This window comes from Pseudomonas frigoris (assembly GCF_047758635.1).
Taxonomy (GTDB): Bacteria; Pseudomonadota; Gammaproteobacteria; order Pseudomonadales; family Pseudomonadaceae; genus Aquipseudomonas; species Aquipseudomonas frigoris.
The window spans coordinates 5843660-5858727 of the sequence record NZ_CP180479.1 but is presented as its reverse complement, the minus strand read 5'-3'; the positions used below and the strand labels follow the sequence as shown (position 1 = coordinate 5858727).

Below are 15068 nucleotides of genomic sequence, written 5' to 3'. Positions count from 1 at the left end.
GCACCGCAGCAAAAAGCAGTAGGCGAAAAAACTAGAGAATGTAAGGAGAGGGAAAATGTTCGAACTCGTAGACAACATCCCCGCAAGCCCGGTTATTAAAGTTATCGGTGTTGGCGGAGGCGGCGGCAACGCCGTCAACCACATGGTCAAGAGCAACATTGAAGGCGTTGAATTCATCTGCGCCAACACTGATGCCCAAGCGCTGAAAAGCATCGGCGCGCGGACCATCCTGCAACTGGGCACCGGCGTGACCAAAGGTCTCGGCGCTGGCGCCAACCCTGAAGTAGGTCGTCAGGCCGCTCTCGAAGATCGTGAGCGCATTGCCGAAGTCCTGCAGGGCACCAATATGGTGTTCATCACCACTGGCATGGGCGGTGGTACCGGTACCGGTGCTGCGCCGATCATTGCTGAAGTGGCCAAGGAAATGGGGATTCTCACCGTTGCGGTGGTGACTCGTCCGTTCCCGTTCGAAGGCCGCAAGCGCATGCAGATCGCCGACGAAGGTATCCGTCTGCTGTCTGAAAGCGTCGACTCGTTGATCACCATTCCCAACGAGAAGCTGCTGACCATCCTTGGCAAGGACGCAAGCCTGCTGTCCGCATTCGCCAAGGCCGACGATGTACTGGCCGGTGCCGTTCGCGGTATCTCCGACATCATCAAGCGTCCGGGCATGATCAACGTCGACTTTGCCGACGTACGGACCGTGATGAGCGAAATGGGCATGGCGATGATGGGCACTGGCTGCGCCAGCGGTCCGAACCGTGCACGTGAGGCCACTGAAGCGGCCATTCGCAACCCACTGCTGGAAGACGTGAACCTGCAAGGTGCACGCGGCATCCTGGTGAACATCACCGCCGGTCCTGACCTGTCCCTGGGTGAGTACTCCGACGTGGGTAGCATCATCGAAGCCTTTGCTTCCGAACACGCAATGGTCAAGGTCGGTACCGTTATCGATCCGGACATGCGCGACGAGCTGCACGTGACTGTAGTTGCCACTGGTTTGGGCGCGAAAATCGAGAAGCCTGTGAAGGTTATCGACAACACCATGCACACGTCCGTGGCATCGCAGCCGCAGCAACAAGCTTCTGCTCGTCAGGAAGCGCCTGCGGTAAACTACCGTGACCTGGACCGTCCGACCGTCATGCGCAACCAGGCTCAGGCCGGTGCTGCGACTGCCGCGAAGATGAATCCGCAAGATGATCTGGACTACCTGGACATCCCGGCTTTCCTGCGTCGTCAGGCCGATTAATGGAATGTATCAGGGCTATGAAGGTGATTGGTGTTCAGCAAAGGTCTGGTCTGCTATCATCGCCAGCCTTTGTTGATACCAGTTCGCAATTTGCGCTGAAGCGGCCCAAGCCATGATTAAACAACGCACACTGAAAAATATTATCCGTGCTACAGGTGTAGGCCTGCACTCCGGGGAGAAGGTATACCTGACCCTCAAGCCCGCACCTATCGACACCGGCATTGTGTTTGTTCGTGCCGATCTCGACCCTGTGGTGCAGATTCCTGCCCGCGCGGAAAACGTTGGTGAAACCACGATGTCGACCACATTGGTCAGTGGTGACACCAAAGTGGATACGGTGGAGCACTTGCTCTCGGCCATGGCTGGCCTGGGCATCGATAACGCCTACGTCGAGCTCTCCGCGTCTGAAGTTCCGATCATGGATGGTAGCGCTGGACCTTTCGTATTCCTGATCCAATCGGCCGGCCTGGAAGAACAGGACGCCGCCAAGAAGTTCATCCGGATCCTGCGGGAAGTGACAGTGGAAGACGGCGACAAGCGCGCCACTTTCGTCCCTTTCGAAGGTTTCAAAGTGAGCTTCGAGATCGATTTCGATCACCCGGTTTTCCGTGACCGCACACAAAGTGCAAGCGTGGATTTTTCCAGCACTTCGTTTGTAAAAGAAGTCAGCCGCGCCCGTACCTTTGGTTTCATGAGTGATATCGAGTACCTGCGCAAGCACAACCTCGCACTCGGCGGCAGCGTTGAAAACGCTATTGTGGTCGACGCGGATGGTGTACTGAACGAAGACGGCCTTCGCTATGAAGACGAATTCGTGAAGCACAAGATCCTCGATGCAATTGGTGACCTCTACCTGCTGGGCAATAGCCTGATTGGTGAGTTCAAGGGCTTCAAGTCCGGACATGCATTGAACAACCAGCTGCTGCGCAAGTTGATTGAGCAGACAGATGCTTGGGAAGTCGTGACTTTCGAAGACGCCAGCACTGCACCGATCTCTTACATGCGTCCAGTTGCGGCCGTGTAAGTAAAAAACCTCTCTAGTTTTTTAAAGGCTGCCTTCGGGTGGCCTTTTTTATGCCTGGATCCAGGATCAAAAGATCGCAGCCTTCGGCAGCTCCTACAGAGAAACGCGTTCCAAAATGAGCTGCCGAAGGCTGCGATTTTTTGATTCTGGCTTCTAATCCGCGCAAACCACCCGATTACGCCCGCTTTCCTTGGCCTGATACAGCGCCTTGTCCGCTGCAAACAATAGCTGTTCCAGACTGATCTCGGCGGAGGTGGTCCAGGTACTGATACCGATACTGACAGTAATCGGCGACTCGGCATCTGCCACCAGCGGCAATTGCTCCACTGTCGCTCGGATGTGTTCGGCAATCTGTTGCGCACCCTGGCTGTCGGTTTCCGCGAGAATCACCGAAAACTCCTCACCGCCGTAACGGGCGACCAGATCGGCTGGTCGTCTCACATTGTCAGAGATCAACTTGGCCACCGAGCGCAACGCATCATCGCCAGCCTGATGCCCATGACGGTCGTTGAAGGCCTTGAAGTGGTCGGCATCAATCATCAGCAGCGATAACGGCTGGCCGGAACGTTGAGCGCGGAACCACTCATGACGCAGGACCTGATCCAGCGTTCGGCGGTTGGCCAGGCCGGTCAAGGCATCGGTGGCCGCCAGTTGCGCCAGTTCCTGTTCGGCGTTGTGGCGCAAGCGCAGTTCTCGGCTGAGCAGCCAAGTCAGCCAGAGCAAGCTGATGCACAGCGCAATAGTCGCAACGCTAACCACTACCGTCGTACGCTTCCACGAGGCAAACACTTCATCACTGGACAGTGCAACGATGACGATCAACGGCAAGTTGCCCACCTTGGAGAACGTGTACAGGTGTTTGTCCTTGTAGCGGCTTGAAACACCGGTGAAGCTGCCGTTGCCTTCTTTGACGATGCGCTGAAAGTTGGGACGGTTGCTGAAGTCCTTGCCAATCAGCTCTTCAGCCAAGCGGGGTTCCTGAGCCAGAAGAATCCCGTCCGAGCTGATCAGGTTGACCGAGCTGTCACGACCGATGCTCAAGCTGTTGAACAGCTGATCGAAATAACTCAAGCGCATGGCGGCTTCGGCCACGCCAAGAAATTCGCCCTGTGAGCCGCTGACCCGGCGACTGAAGCTGATTCGCCATTCATGTTCAGCCTGTCTGGACCGGAAGGGACGGCTGATGAGCATGCTCGGATCACGATTGGTCACGTGCGACTGAAAGTATTCGCGGTCAGCAAAATTGCCCTTTCTAGGCTCTACCGAGGCCGAGTCAGCGATCACGTCGCCCTTGTTGTCCAGCAACAAAATGTCGCCCTTGTACGGCGCGGCAGTGGCACGGTCAAACAAGGCCAGATGCCGGATAGCCGGGGAGACGTTCTTGAGGTCTTCACGCTGCGAGGCAGCGATCAAACCGAGCAAGGACAGGTCATAGAGTTCGACATTGCGCAGCACGTCGGCGTCGATCAGTTGCACGATGTTGGTTGCTGCGCGAGTGGCAGACTGTTCAGCATTGGCGCGTTCGCGTATGAGCAGGAACGCCACGATGCTCAATATCGCAATCACCAGCAGCAAACTGCCGAGAACCAGAAGCCGCTCCGATCGCGTCGACCGGATCGGCTGGTGAGATGTTGCACTGCTCACACTCATGGTTCTGACTTCTGCTAATGAGGCGTTATGAAAGTGTTTTGCAAGACTCGGGCAGAATCCCAGAAACCGTTTGCGTTCGGAGCGCCTGTATAAATCCCGGATAAAAAAAAGGCCAGCAAAACGTGCTGGCCTTTTACTTATTGAAGCTTAGAAGACATTGATCGGGTAGTCGACGATCACCCGGTATTCATCGGTGTCCTGATCCAGCGCGCCGTAGCCGTTGCCTCCACGGTTGGTCGCCCATTGCAGGCGCAGCGCCAGGTTTTTGGCCTTGCCGCCCTGAACCACGTACTTGAGATCAATGTCGCGTTCCCAGTGCTTGGCGTTTTTGCCATCAGCGCTGTACCACGAAGCATAACCGGGGCTGGCCGGATCGACCTTGGTCAGGTCCAGCTCGCCCCTGGAGTAAGAGACCGCCGAGGTCAGGCCGGGCAGGCCGAGCCCGACAAAGTCGTAGGCGTACTTGAGTTTCCATGAGCGTTCGTTCGGGCCGTTGAAGTCCGAATATTGCTGGGAATTGTCGAGGTAGACGCTGTCACCCTGGCTGATGTAGTCGAACGGCGTGTTGCCATTGACCCGCTGATAGGCCGCGGTAACGCTGTGATTGCCCACACCAACGGTGAAATGCAGGCTGTAGGTGTTGTTGTCGATGTTGCCCAGCAGCGCATTGCCGGTGTCTTGCGTGTGATAGGCGTGCAGACCCGGGTTGAGGCTGACCAGATCATTCAGCGCGTAGGTGTAGTCCAGATCGTAGTAATACTGGTTCCAGATGTCCTTGAGTTCGGAAGCATAGAGGCTGCTGGTCAACCCCGGCAGGCCGCTCCAGGCCACGCCGGCCCAATTCAGGTGCTTACTTTCGTCACCGTCCGCCAGGCTGCCGTAGGACGTGCCGATTCGGGTGTGTCCGCTCTGGTTGTAAGGCTTGGTGAAACTTGCCTGGCCACCTTCAATCATCCAGCCGTCAAAACTGTGGTTGGTCAGGCTGACGCCGCGAAAGGTCTGGGGCAGCATGCGGGTTTCGCCGCCGGCGATCACCGGGTTGGTGATAAACAAATCACCGGCCTTCAGTTCGGTATCGAAGGCACGCATTTTCAGCGTGCCGCCCGCCGTCGAGAACGAACTTGGCGCTTTGCCGTTGCCATCGCTGATCGGCAGGATACTCGACCCGTCGGTACCGCCACCGCCGTCGAGCTTGAGCCCGAGCATGGCGTGGGCATCAACACCGAAACCGACGGTGCCTTGGGTGTAGCCCGATTCGAAGAGGCCTAGGAAACCCTGGCCCCATTCAATATTGTCGTCCGTCTGCTGCAGGCGATTGCGGTTCATGTAGTAGTTGCGGGCGTTGAGGTTGAGGCTCGATCCTTCAACGAAACCTTCGGTGTTTGAGTCGTCTGCGGCGTGAGCAGCAGGAGCCACCGTTGCAGTGATTGCAATGAATAACGGGCTGAACCTAAGAGGGAAACGCACTAGCGGTAAAGCTCCTTGGGTCAACTAAGAGCCTCAATGTTTGAGACTCAGGATGTTTCTTGTTAGGGAAGACGAACTGAAGCTGTTTAAAACCACAACGAAAAAAAGCCGCTGATAGCAGCGGCTTTGAAGACAACTTTTCAAAGGGAAGAGCCGGTGAAAAGTGTCGAGGGAAACAAAGTGATACTGGGCAATCAGCTGTCTTTCTCAACCGTTGGCTGGGCCTGAGTGGTCGACGCTTGAGGGGTTTGCGCAGCTTCCTGAGCCTTGGCTGTCATTTCGCTCTGATACTGTTCGAATGCAGCAGCGCGTGCGGAATTTTGCGCGACGAACGTCTGCGACTCTTCAGCGATGGCGAACGGAGACAGAAACAAAGAGGACAAAACGAAAGCGCTGGCAATACCCATAGTGTTGGACATCTTTAAACCTTCTTGCTTGGCAAGTGCTGTTTGGTGCGGCAAAGATAAGGGGGATTGGAGAAGGGAAAAAGAGCGGATTCATGAAAGGACTGTTGCGCTGAAAGCAATAGTTGGCAGACCGGCGCCCGAACCTGTAGCAGCTGGCGAAGCCTGCGTCCGGCTGCGAAGCAGTCGCGAGATCAAGCACTGCGGTCTGTCAGATAGACCGCGCGTGTAGGGTTTACGACTGCTACGCAGCCGGACGCAGGCTTCGCCAGCTGCTACAGGACCGGGGGGGCAGTCCGGGTGTCGTATGGGGTCAGACAGGGAGGTGAATCCCAAACGTATTCATCCCATGATCACTGCGCACAAACACATCCCCGCCGTGCATCAGTGCAATCGCCTTGACGATCGCCAACCCCAACCCATGGTTGTTGCCACTGTTGCTGCGCGATGCATCCACCCGATAAAAACGCTCAAACAGCCGCGACAAATGCTCGCTGGCAATCGGCGACCCAGGGTTCGCAACTCCGATGCTCACCTGATGCTCCTCAACCTCGATGCGCACCTCAATCACCTGCCCAGGTTCGGTGTGTTGCACCGCGTTGCTTAGCAGATTAATTAACGCCCGGCGCAGATGAGCAATCTCGATCCTCACCTGCGCGTCTCCGCTGACCTGCACCCGAACCTGCGCGTCCTCAAGGATGAAATCCAGATACTCCAGCGTCGTCGCCACTTCATCGGCCAGCGACGTAGAGGTCAGTTTGGTGGCCTTGCTGCCTTGATCCGCGCTGGCGAGAAACAGCATGTCATTGATGATCGAGCGCAGTCGCTCAAGCTCTTCAAGGTTCGATTGCAGCACTTCAAAATAGTGTTCGGCGGATCGCCCGCGAGTCAGCGCAACCTGGGTCTGGCCGATCAGATTGGTTAGCGGCGAGCGCAGTTCATGGGCGACGTCCGCGTTGAACGACTCAAGGCGCGAGTAAGCCTGTTCGACCCGCTCCAGTGTCGAGTTAAACGAATTGACGAACTGATTCAGTTCCGGCGGCAGAGGCGACAATTGCAGGCGACCGGACAACAGCGGCGGGGCCAGCCGCTGGGCTTCCTGGGACAACTTGATCAGCGGTTTGAGGCCGATCCGCGCCACCCAATAACCGAGGGCCGACGCCAGCAACACGCCGATGATCGCCAGGCTGATCAGGGCAATCAGCAGATGATGTTGAGTCTGCAGAAACGTCTCGGTGTCGATGCCGATCATGAAGCGCAACGGTGGGCGTTGATCCTTGGCCGGGAACTGGCTGACCAGCACTTTCAGCGGATAAGGCTGATCCGGCAGATTCAAGTCGCGCATGCCCAGCGGGCCTTCGGCAAAGGCGCGGATCTGCGGTGTCAGGTTGCCGTATTCGTAGTGCGTCGGCGATGCTCACCTGCACCGGTTCATGGCCACCGCTGCGGCGGGTCAGCGCTTGTAGGCGCGCCACCAGTTCGAGGAAGGAAAATGGTTTGCCGAGGTAATCGTCGGCACCGTCGCGCAGGCCTTTGATCCGGTCTTCCACTCGCTCGCGGGCGGTGAGCATGATCACCGGGGTTTGCTTGCGCGCACGCAACGCGCGCAGTACGCCGAAGCCGTCGAGGCCCGGCAGCATGACGTCGAGGACGATCACCGCGTAGTCGCTTTCCAGCGCCAGGTGCAGGCCTTCGACGCCGTCTTGCGCCAGGTCCACGGTGTAACCCTGTTCCGTCAGGCCGCGGTGCAGATAATCCGCGGTTTTTTCTTCGTCTTCGATAATCAGAACGCGCATGACCCCGCCTCAGTCTGTGGTTGCCAGCGCCGGCATCGGTGCGGGTTTGGGCTTATGGAAAAGCCGCTCAAGCCACAAGTATATGACCGGAGTGGTGAACAGCGTCAGCGCCTGGCTCACCAGCAAGCCACCGACCACTGCGATCCCCAAGGGCTGGCGCAGTTCGGCGCCGGTGCCGTAGCCGAGCATCAATGGCAGCGCGCCGAGCAGGGCGGCGAGGGTGGTCATGATGATCGGCCGGAACCGCGTAATACAGGCCTGGTAGATCGCCTCTTCCGGCGGCAGCCCGCCCTTGCGTTGCGCTTCGAGGGCGAAGTCGATCATCAGGATGCCGTTCTTCTTCACGATCCCGATCAGCAACACCAGCCCGATCAGCGCCATGATCGAAAAGTCCTGCCCGCAAATCCACAACATGATCACAGCGCCGAGCCCCGCCGACGGCAGCGTCGAGATGATGGTCAGCGGATGCACGAAGCTCTCGTACAGCACGCCGAGAATGATGTACACCGCCACCAGCGCCGCCAGGATCAGCCATGGCTGACTGGCCAGCGAACTCTGGAACGCCTGGGCCGCTCCCTGGAAGTTGCCGCTCATGGCGGCCGGCATGCCGATTTCGGCCTTGGCCTGATTGAGCATGATCACCGCATCGCCCAACGCCACACCGGGCGCGAGGTTGAACGACAAATTGGCAGCCGGGAACATGCCGTCATGGGCGATGGACAGTGGGCCGACCGTCGGCGCATCGAATTTCGCCAGCGCCGACAGCGGCACCATTTCCCCGCTCAGGGGCGAGCGCAGGTAGAAATAGTTGAGGCTTTCGGCCTTGCCGCGCTGCTTGGTGTCCAGTTCCAGAATCACGTTGTACTGGTTGATCTGAGTCTGGAATTCATTGATCTGCCGCTGGCCGAAGGCGTCGTACAGCGCTTCATCGACATCACTGGCAGTCAGGCCGAAACGCGCGGCGGCGCTGCGGTCAATGCTGATGTGGGTGATGCTGCCGCCCAGTTGCAGGTCATTGGAAATGTCACGGAACGCCGGGTTACTGCGCAGTTTTTCCGTGAGGCGCTGGGTCCAGGTGCTGAGGACTGCACCGTCGTTGCTCTTGAGCACGTATTGGTACTGTGCGCGGCTCGGGCCGGAGCTGAGGTTGATGTCTTGGCCGGCGCGCAGGTACAGCACGATGCCCGGGACTTTCATCAATTGCGGACGAATCCGGTCAATGAACTGGCTGGCGGAGACGTCGCGGTCGCCGCGTTTTTTCAGGGATATCCAGAAGCGACCGTTGGCGATGGTCTGGTTACTGCCAGAGACGCCGACCGAGTGGGAAAACGCCGCGACCGCCGGATCCGCCGCGACGATTTCGGCCATCGCCAGGTGTTTTTTCACCATGTCGCCGTAGGAAATATCAGCGGCGGCCTCGGTGGTGCCGAGGACAAAACCGGTGTCCTGCACCGGGAAGAAACCCTTGGGGATAAAGATGTAGCCGGCAATCGCCAGGCCCAGAGACAGGCAGAAGACCCCGATCATCAGCTTCTGGTGGGAGAGGGCGCGGCGCAGAAGTTTTTCATAGCCTGCCAGCAAGCGTTCGCCAAACGTAGGTTTGCTGTGGGCGTGATGCACCGGCGCGCGCATGAACAGCGCGGCCAGCGTCGGCGCCAACGTCAGTGAGACCACCACCGATATCATGATGGTCGAAGTGGCGGTCAGGGCGAACTCCTTGAACAGCCGTCCGACCACGCCGCCCATGAACAGCAACGGAATAAACGCCGCCACCAGCGAAAAGCTGATGGAGACCACGGTGAAACCGATCTCGCCGGCACCTTTGATCGCCGCCTCGCGCATGCCGTCACCAGCTTCAAGGTGACGGTGAATGTTCTCCACCACCACAATCGCATCGTCGACCACAAACCCCACGGCCACCACGATCGCCACCAGCGTCAGGTTGTTCAGGCTGAAACCCATGATGTACATCAGGGCGAAACTGGCGACCAGCGAAACACCCAGCACGGCGGACACGATCAGGGTCGCCGACCATTGGCGCAGGAACAGCGCCATCACCGCCACCACCAGCATGATCGCGATCAGCAGGGTGACTTCCACCTCGTGCAGCGAGGCGCGGATGGTCTGGGTGCGGTCGACTAGCACCTTGACCTGCACCGAGGCTGGCAGCATGGCTTCGAGGCCGGGCAGGGCGGCCTGGATGCGATCCACGGTTTCGACGATGTTGGCGCCCGGTTGCCGGGAAATCACCAGGTTCACCCCAGGCTTGTCACCGGCCCAGGCTTGCACGTAGGCATCTTCCGAACCGTTGACGACTTTGGCCACATCCTTGAGGTGAACCGGGGCACCGTCCTTGTAGGAAACGATGAGTTGGCTGTATTCCTCAGGATGGAACAACTGGTCGTTGGTCGACAGCGTCGAAATGCTCGACTCGCCGTACAAAGCACCTTTGGCCAGGTTGAGGCTGGTTTGCTGGATCGCCAGACGGATGTCCGCCAGGGTCAGGCCGATGGCCGCGAGTTTGTCCGCCGAGGCTTGAACACGAATCGCCGGACGTTGCTGACCGGTAATGTTGATTTGCCCTACGCCGTCGATCTGACTGATCTGACGGGAGAGCAGGGTTTCCACCAGGTCACTGAGTTCGGTGCCGGGCATTTGGGTCGAGTTGACGCTGAGGATCAGCACCGGGCTGTCGGCCGGGTTGACCTTCCTCCAGGTCGGTAGGGTCGGCATGTCTTTGGGCAGTTTGCCGGCGGCAGTGTTGATCGCTGCCTGAACTTCCTGAGCGGCGGTGTCGATGCTTTTGTCGAGGGTGAATTGCAGGGTCAGGTTGGTCGAGCCCAGCGCGCTGCTCGAGGTCATCTGGGTCACGCCCGGGATGGCGCTGAATTGCACTTCAAGCGGCGTGGCCACCGACGAAGCCATGGTTTCCGGACTGGCACCGGGCAATTGCGCGGCGACCTGGATGGTGGGGAATTCGGCTTCCGGCAATGGCGCGATGGGCAGGCGCGGGAAAGCGATGACACCGAGCAGCACCAACGCAAAGGTCAGAAGAATCGTCGCAACCGGATGGTCGATGCACCAGGCAGAGACCGAGCCATGGCCCTTCATGGTTTCGGCTCCGATTGAACCACTTGCGGCGGGTCAGTCACTACGTGCACCGTCGAACCGGGCTTGAGCCGCGACTGGCCGTCGCTGACCAGCACGTCGCCCGGTTTGACACCTTTGATGATGTCCTGACCGCTGCCTTGATAGACCATTTGTACGGTGACGGTTTCGACCTTGTCGCCGTTGACCCGGTACACGAAATGTTGATCGAGACCGCGTTGTACGACAGTGGGTGGCACCACCAGCGCATCTTTATCCAGAGCCGTCTGAATCTTTACCGTCACCAGCAGGCCCGGCCAGAGTTTCTGCCCGGGGTTGTTGAATTCAGCTTTGGCGCGAATGGTCCCGGTGTTGGCGTTGATCTGGTTGTCGATCAGGGTCAGGTGGCCTTCGCCCAGTAGATTGCCGGTTTCGCCGTCAGTGTCGGCGCCGATGTAGGCCTTCACCTGAGCATGTTCCGGATCGTTGATCAGACCCTGCAGGGTCGGAAGCATTTGCTGTGGCAGGGAGAACTCCACGGCGATCGGGTCGATCTGGGTCACCGTGAACAGGCCTTGAGCGTCGGTCATGCGCAGGAAGTTGCCTTCGTCTACCGTGCGAATACCGACGCGACCGGTGACCGGAGATCGAATCTGTGTGTAGGAAAGCTGCACCTGAGCGGCGTCGATCGAGGCCTGGTTACCTTGGGCGGTGGCTTTGAGTTGGTTGACCAGGGCTTGTTGCTGGTCGTAGGTCTGCTTGGAAACGCCGTCGTCCACGCTCAGTAGCTTGTAGCGCTTGAGGTTGACCAATGCGACTTGCAGCTGCGCCTGGCTTTCACCGAGTTGCGCCCGGGCCTGATCGAGGCTGGCGCGGATCGAGCGGTCGTCGATGGTGGCGAGCAGGGCGCCTTTGTTCACCAGTTGGCCTTCATTGACCAGGATTTTGGTGAGGATGCCGTCGATTTGCGGACGCACTACCACGCTGTGCAGCGACAGCACCGAGCCGATGCCGCTGACGTAGCGGGGGACGTCTTTTTCGGTGACGCTGACGACCCGTACGGGAATGGCGGTCGGAGCGGCCAGTTTTGCCGTGGCGGGTTTGGTGAGGTACCACGTGCCCAGCGCTGCCAAGGCAATCAGCAGACCTGCGATCAAGGCGGTTTTTTTCTGAATTCGCATGCGAGTGAGGCGCCGGGCTAAGTGGTCGGGGTTTTGTCAGGTTTATACCTTCCTTTATAAACCTGTTCGCCCGTCAGGAAGGTGACTGCTAACTGACGGCGCTGTCAGTTTGGACCTCTGCGGATCGACGCCTATCCCCCCGTAGTTGCCGGAGGCTGCGATCTTTTGATCTTGGCGCCAGGTAGCCGACCAAGACACAAAACCCGACGGACTCGCTTGCGGCTTGAAGCTTGCAGCTCCCGACACAGGTATACTGCCGCCTTTCGCGGCTCGCTGACCGGGCCCGACTCTATGGCATCACCCGGAGCTTTCATGACTTCCCCGACACAACCGCCGGTTGCCGACGCTTTGAGCGACGACCAGGCAGACCTGCCAGACAGCGTCGACTCCAGCGCAGACAGCGAAACCAAGGCCGCGATCCCGGCGTTCAAGTTCCCGTTCAAACCGGGCGACCTGGCCGCTGCCAAGAACGCCAGCCAGCCTTGGTACAAGAATGGTGCCAAGAATGGCCATACCAAGACGCCGGGGGCGGCGCCTCCCGGCACTCGTCGCTCCATGGGTAAACGCTGACTGTCAGGTATTTTGTTGAGCGGTAATTGTCCTTCCTGTCATTGAGACATTTCCCACAAGGATGAGCGATTCGTCCTCTGGGAGGTCGGCGGCCACTCGTCAAAGATTCATACCCCTGAATTTTTGATGAAGGCCGCCAAAATGTCTCTTGTAAAAACCCTCTCTCTCCTTTCGCTAGTGGCCCTAACCACCGGCTGCATGTCGTTTGTGCCCGATCCGCAGATCCGTTTCGGTGTCGAAGCCCTGGTTCCACCGTTCGAGAGTCGTAACGACAAGGGTGAGCTGGTCGGATTGAATATCGAGTTGGGCAATGCACTGTGTGCCGAACTCAAATCCCGCTGTGTCTGGGTTGATCAGGATTACGCGACCAACATTCACGCCCTCGAATCCAACCTTTTCGACGTGATCATGCCGATGACGGCAACATCGGCGCGTCGAGAGCGGGTCGATTTCACCGATAATCTTTACCCCCTGAGCAGCCGTCTGGTGGCGCGCAAAGGGGCGAATCTTCAACCGGATGTGCAATCGCTCAAGGGTAAGCGTATCGGCGTCCTGACAGGCACCAGCCGCGAAGCGTTCGCCAAGTCCCGTTGGGCCCCGGCCGGAGTGACGGTGCGCAGTTTCGATTTCAACAACCAATTGGTCGCCAGCCTGCTGGCGGGTGAGCTCGACGCGACCCTGCAAGACTCGATTGAAATCACCCAGGCGCTTTTAAGTCAGCCTCAGGGGCAAGGTTTCGATTTTGTCGGTCCGGCGCTCAAGGACCCCATGCTGGGCAGTGGCGTGGCCATGGCTGTGCGAAAAACCGACACCCTGCTGCGCGATAACCTGAATGCGGCGCTTGAGCGTCTTAAGCAAAATGGCCAGTACCTGGCGATTACCCAGCGTTATTTGCCACCAGCAGCGCCGGATTCACCACGTTACTTTCCGAATGAGGAAGGTCTGGCATTCTCCGATGCGGTGCAGATCGGCGAGACCATTTACCTTTCCGGGGTGCTCGGCCTCGGGGCTGATGGTGAACTGGTGAAGGGCGGCATAGGCCCGCAGACGACGCAGGCCATGGAGAACTTGCGTACCGCGCTGCAACGCAACGGTTCGTCCCTGGCTCATGTAGCCAAATGCACGGTCATCCTTGCCGACATGAGGGATTTTTCCGCCATGAGTGCTGTGTATCGCAGCTTCTTTCCGGCGGATCGTTTGCCCGCACGTACGACGTTTGCTGGCAAGTTGGTCGAGAACGCGCGGGTAGAAGTGGAATGTCTGGCGGTGACGGGCAGCTAATTTTTTTGACGACGAGCCACTGCGCAACGGGATTGCGCAGTGGTTCCGAAGTCTTGCGTCTTAGGCTGCCCGCAACGAAATGAACGCGTAATTCTCGGGAGCATCAGTCGCCACGTGCGCCCCGGCCGCCTGTACTTGCCCGGCAATGTCCTCGCCCGACACATGAAACAACCAGTCAGCGCCTGACTCAGCCAATGGCTGCGCCGCAACCTGGTCGATGACCCTCGCAAACGCCGTCATGTCCGGCAGATAAGCGGTAAAGCCATCGCCCTTCAGTGCTGTAGTCCGAATCCCCAACAGCGCGCAAATCGCATCCTTGGTCCGAATGTCATCGCGATCCGCCTGGCGGGAGCGCTGGATTAATCCGACCAGTTCCTGATCCACCAATTCACCCCCTACAATCAGATCCGGTCCCTTTTCCCACGACTCGGACGGACATTCCTTTACGGCAGTGTTCAGGGGAATGTGTGGATTGATTTCCATCGGGTAGATGCGGCACACAAGCGGCCGGCGTTCGTAGATGCGGCAGAGGTTGTCTTCGTCAAGATTCCGGCAAGGACCGACGTTGTAGGCAGCAAAGGTGATGGCTATGTACGCGTCGGAGGCGCCGCTTCGAACACTCACCGAACGGCGTTCGGCGTGTTCGCGTTGCTGCACTGGCAGGCCCAGGCCATTGCCCAGGAAAGCTTCCACCAGCACGATCACCTGACCGCCGTCGGCCGCCCACATCCGGGCTTCGGGCAGGGTCAGGGGCACGTGGTGGTCGTTGCAGCATTTGCCACAGCCTACGCAGGAAAACGTCGTATTCATTGAACGGCCAGTCGCATAAAAGGATATGAAACGGCGACAGAATGCCGCCGCAAAGGCCGCTATCAAAGCAAGTTATGCGCCAGTCACTGTGCCTTGGTGGTTGGGCGGATGGAGTCCCATTCGGTGACGTAAGCGGTTTTGCTTTTCTTGTTGTAGAGACACAGTTCGGTGCCTTGCTGGCCTTTCATGTGTTTTTGCGGGTATTGGCCTTGCAGCAGAAGTGCGGTGTAGCCAACCCGGTCATCAAACTGCGCGGCGTTGCCCACGGGTTTGGCATTCTTCAAGCCGCTGGCGTTGGTGCAACTGGCGAGCACGGCTTTGTCGTAGGCGGCCCAGGCGTCGGGGCTGGATGCGTGGGCTTGGGTGGCGAGGGCGGTGAGGCAGAGGAGGGTCAGGGTGACAGCTTTCATGGGACAGGCATCCTTGGGCTCGTGTTGGCCGAGGTTGGAGTATGCCTCAAGACGTTTGGTTTGGCCGATATCGCCAAAAGATCGCAGCCTTCGGCAGCTCCTACGGTTGGAATGCGTTCTCCTGTAGGAGCTGCCGAAG

Annotated in this window: 11 protein-coding genes and 2 pseudogenes; 4 read left to right on the top strand and 9 right to left on the bottom strand. The window is 58.6% G+C overall.

Going from position 1 to position 15068, the window contains the following annotated elements; translation table 11 throughout:
• The first annotated feature begins 55 nt into the window (after positions 1-55).
• Both ftsZ and lpxC read left to right on the top strand, forming a co-directional pair.
• The gene (gene ftsZ, locus ACMXYH_RS26965) at positions 56-1249 is read left to right on the top strand and encodes a cell division protein FtsZ (RefSeq protein WP_134418962.1); all 1194 of its coding nucleotides are present in this window, start codon (positions 56-58) and stop codon (positions 1247-1249) included.
• Positions 1250-1361: 112 nt separating this feature from the next.
• Positions 1362-2273 carry a UDP-3-O-acyl-N-acetylglucosamine deacetylase gene (gene lpxC / locus ACMXYH_RS26960; RefSeq protein ID WP_095130494.1) on the top strand — a complete coding sequence of 304 codons (912 nt, stop codon included), beginning with the start codon at positions 1362-1364 and terminating at the stop codon, positions 2271-2273.
• A gap of 153 nt (positions 2274-2426) precedes the next feature.
• On the opposite strand, the gene ACMXYH_RS26955 is transcribed toward lpxC, so the two are convergent.
• The 7 genes and pseudogenes from ACMXYH_RS26955 to ACMXYH_RS26925 all read right to left on the bottom strand — a co-directional run bounded on the left by ACMXYH_RS26955 (position 2427) and on the right by ACMXYH_RS26925 (position 11858).
• The gene (locus ACMXYH_RS26955) at positions 2427-3923 is read right to left on the bottom strand and encodes a sensor domain-containing diguanylate cyclase (protein ID WP_134418961.1); all 1497 of its coding nucleotides are present in this window, start codon (positions 3921-3923) and stop codon (positions 2427-2429) included.
• 147 nt (positions 3924-4070) lie between these two features.
• Positions 4071-5390, bottom strand: coding sequence for an OprD family porin (locus ACMXYH_RS26950; protein ID WP_415765489.1), 1320 nt, complete (start codon positions 5388-5390; stop codon positions 4071-4073).
• A 194-nt stretch (positions 5391-5584) separates the two neighbouring features.
• A complete protein-coding gene (locus ACMXYH_RS26945) occupies positions 5585-5809 on the bottom strand; it encodes a hypothetical protein (protein WP_129441387.1) in 225 nt (74 codons plus the stop codon).
• Positions 5810-6107: 298 nt separating this feature from the next.
• A pseudogene (locus ACMXYH_RS26940) lies at positions 6108-7172 on the bottom strand (heavy metal sensor histidine kinase); the annotation flags it as partial.
• 28 nt (positions 7173-7200) lie between these two features.
• A pseudogene (locus tag ACMXYH_RS26935) lies at positions 7201-7590 on the bottom strand (response regulator); the annotation flags it as partial.
• Positions 7591-7599: 9 nt separating this feature from the next.
• Positions 7600-10701 carry a multidrug efflux RND transporter permease subunit gene (locus ACMXYH_RS26930; RefSeq protein WP_415765488.1) on the bottom strand — a complete coding sequence of 1034 codons (3102 nt, stop codon included), beginning with the start codon at positions 10699-10701 and terminating at the stop codon, positions 7600-7602.
• Positions 10698-11858 (bottom strand): efflux RND transporter periplasmic adaptor subunit, encoded by a 1161-nt coding sequence (locus ACMXYH_RS26925; RefSeq protein ID WP_129441393.1) that lies wholly within the window; start codon positions 11856-11858, stop codon positions 10698-10700. Before ACMXYH_RS26925 ends, ACMXYH_RS26930 begins: the two co-directional genes overlap by 4 nt.
• A gap of 312 nt (positions 11859-12170) precedes the next feature.
• Here ACMXYH_RS26925 and ACMXYH_RS26920 point away from each other — a divergent pair, with 312 nt between their 5' ends.
• Together ACMXYH_RS26920 and ACMXYH_RS26915 are read left to right on the top strand one after the other, a co-directional pair.
• Positions 12171-12428, top strand: a complete 258-nt coding sequence (locus ACMXYH_RS26920) for a hypothetical protein (protein WP_007943495.1) — start codon at positions 12171-12173, stop codon at positions 12426-12428.
• A 141-nt stretch (positions 12429-12569) separates the two neighbouring features.
• Positions 12570-13709, top strand: a complete 1140-nt coding sequence (locus tag ACMXYH_RS26915) for a transporter substrate-binding domain-containing protein (protein WP_415765487.1) — start codon at positions 12570-12572, stop codon at positions 13707-13709.
• A gap of 60 nt (positions 13710-13769) precedes the next feature.
• Here ACMXYH_RS26915 and ACMXYH_RS26910 read toward each other — a convergent pair whose 3' ends face one another.
• The gene (locus ACMXYH_RS26910) at positions 13770-14519 is read right to left on the bottom strand and encodes a YkgJ family cysteine cluster protein (protein ID WP_415765486.1); all 750 of its coding nucleotides are present in this window, start codon (positions 14517-14519) and stop codon (positions 13770-13772) included.
• 83 nt (positions 14520-14602) lie between these two features.
• Entirely contained in the window at positions 14603-14929 is a 327-nt protein-coding gene (locus ACMXYH_RS26905; protein WP_129441399.1) for a hypothetical protein, read from the bottom strand.
• Between the last annotated feature and the right edge of the window lie 139 nt (positions 14930-15068).

Coding starts and splice junctions, on each gene's coding strand:
- ACMXYH_RS26925 (WP_129441393.1), bottom strand. CDS start 11,858: ATGCGAATTCAGAAAAAAACCGCCTTGATCGCAGGTCTGCTGATTGCC.
- ACMXYH_RS26920 (WP_007943495.1), top strand. CDS start 12,171: ATGACTTCCCCGACACAACCGCCGGTTGCCGACGCTTTGAGCGACGAC.
- ftsZ (WP_134418962.1), top strand. CDS start 56: ATGTTCGAACTCGTAGACAACATCCCCGCAAGCCCGGTTATTAAAGTT.
- ACMXYH_RS26930 (WP_415765488.1), bottom strand. CDS start 10,701: ATGAAGGGCCATGGCTCGGTCTCTGCCTGGTGCATCGACCATCCGGTT.
- ACMXYH_RS26955 (WP_134418961.1), bottom strand. CDS start 3,923: ATGAGTGTGAGCAGTGCAACATCTCACCAGCCGATCCGGTCGACGCGA.
- ACMXYH_RS26945 (WP_129441387.1), bottom strand. CDS start 5,809: ATGTCCAACACTATGGGTATTGCCAGCGCTTTCGTTTTGTCCTCTTTG.
- lpxC (WP_095130494.1), top strand. CDS start 1,362: ATGATTAAACAACGCACACTGAAAAATATTATCCGTGCTACAGGTGTA.
- ACMXYH_RS26915 (WP_415765487.1), top strand. CDS start 12,570: ATGTCTCTTGTAAAAACCCTCTCTCTCCTTTCGCTAGTGGCCCTAACC.
- ACMXYH_RS26905 (WP_129441399.1), bottom strand. CDS start 14,929: ATGAAAGCTGTCACCCTGACCCTCCTCTGCCTCACCGCCCTCGCCACC.
- ACMXYH_RS26910 (WP_415765486.1), bottom strand. CDS start 14,519: ATGAATACGACGTTTTCCTGCGTAGGCTGTGGCAAATGCTGCAACGAC.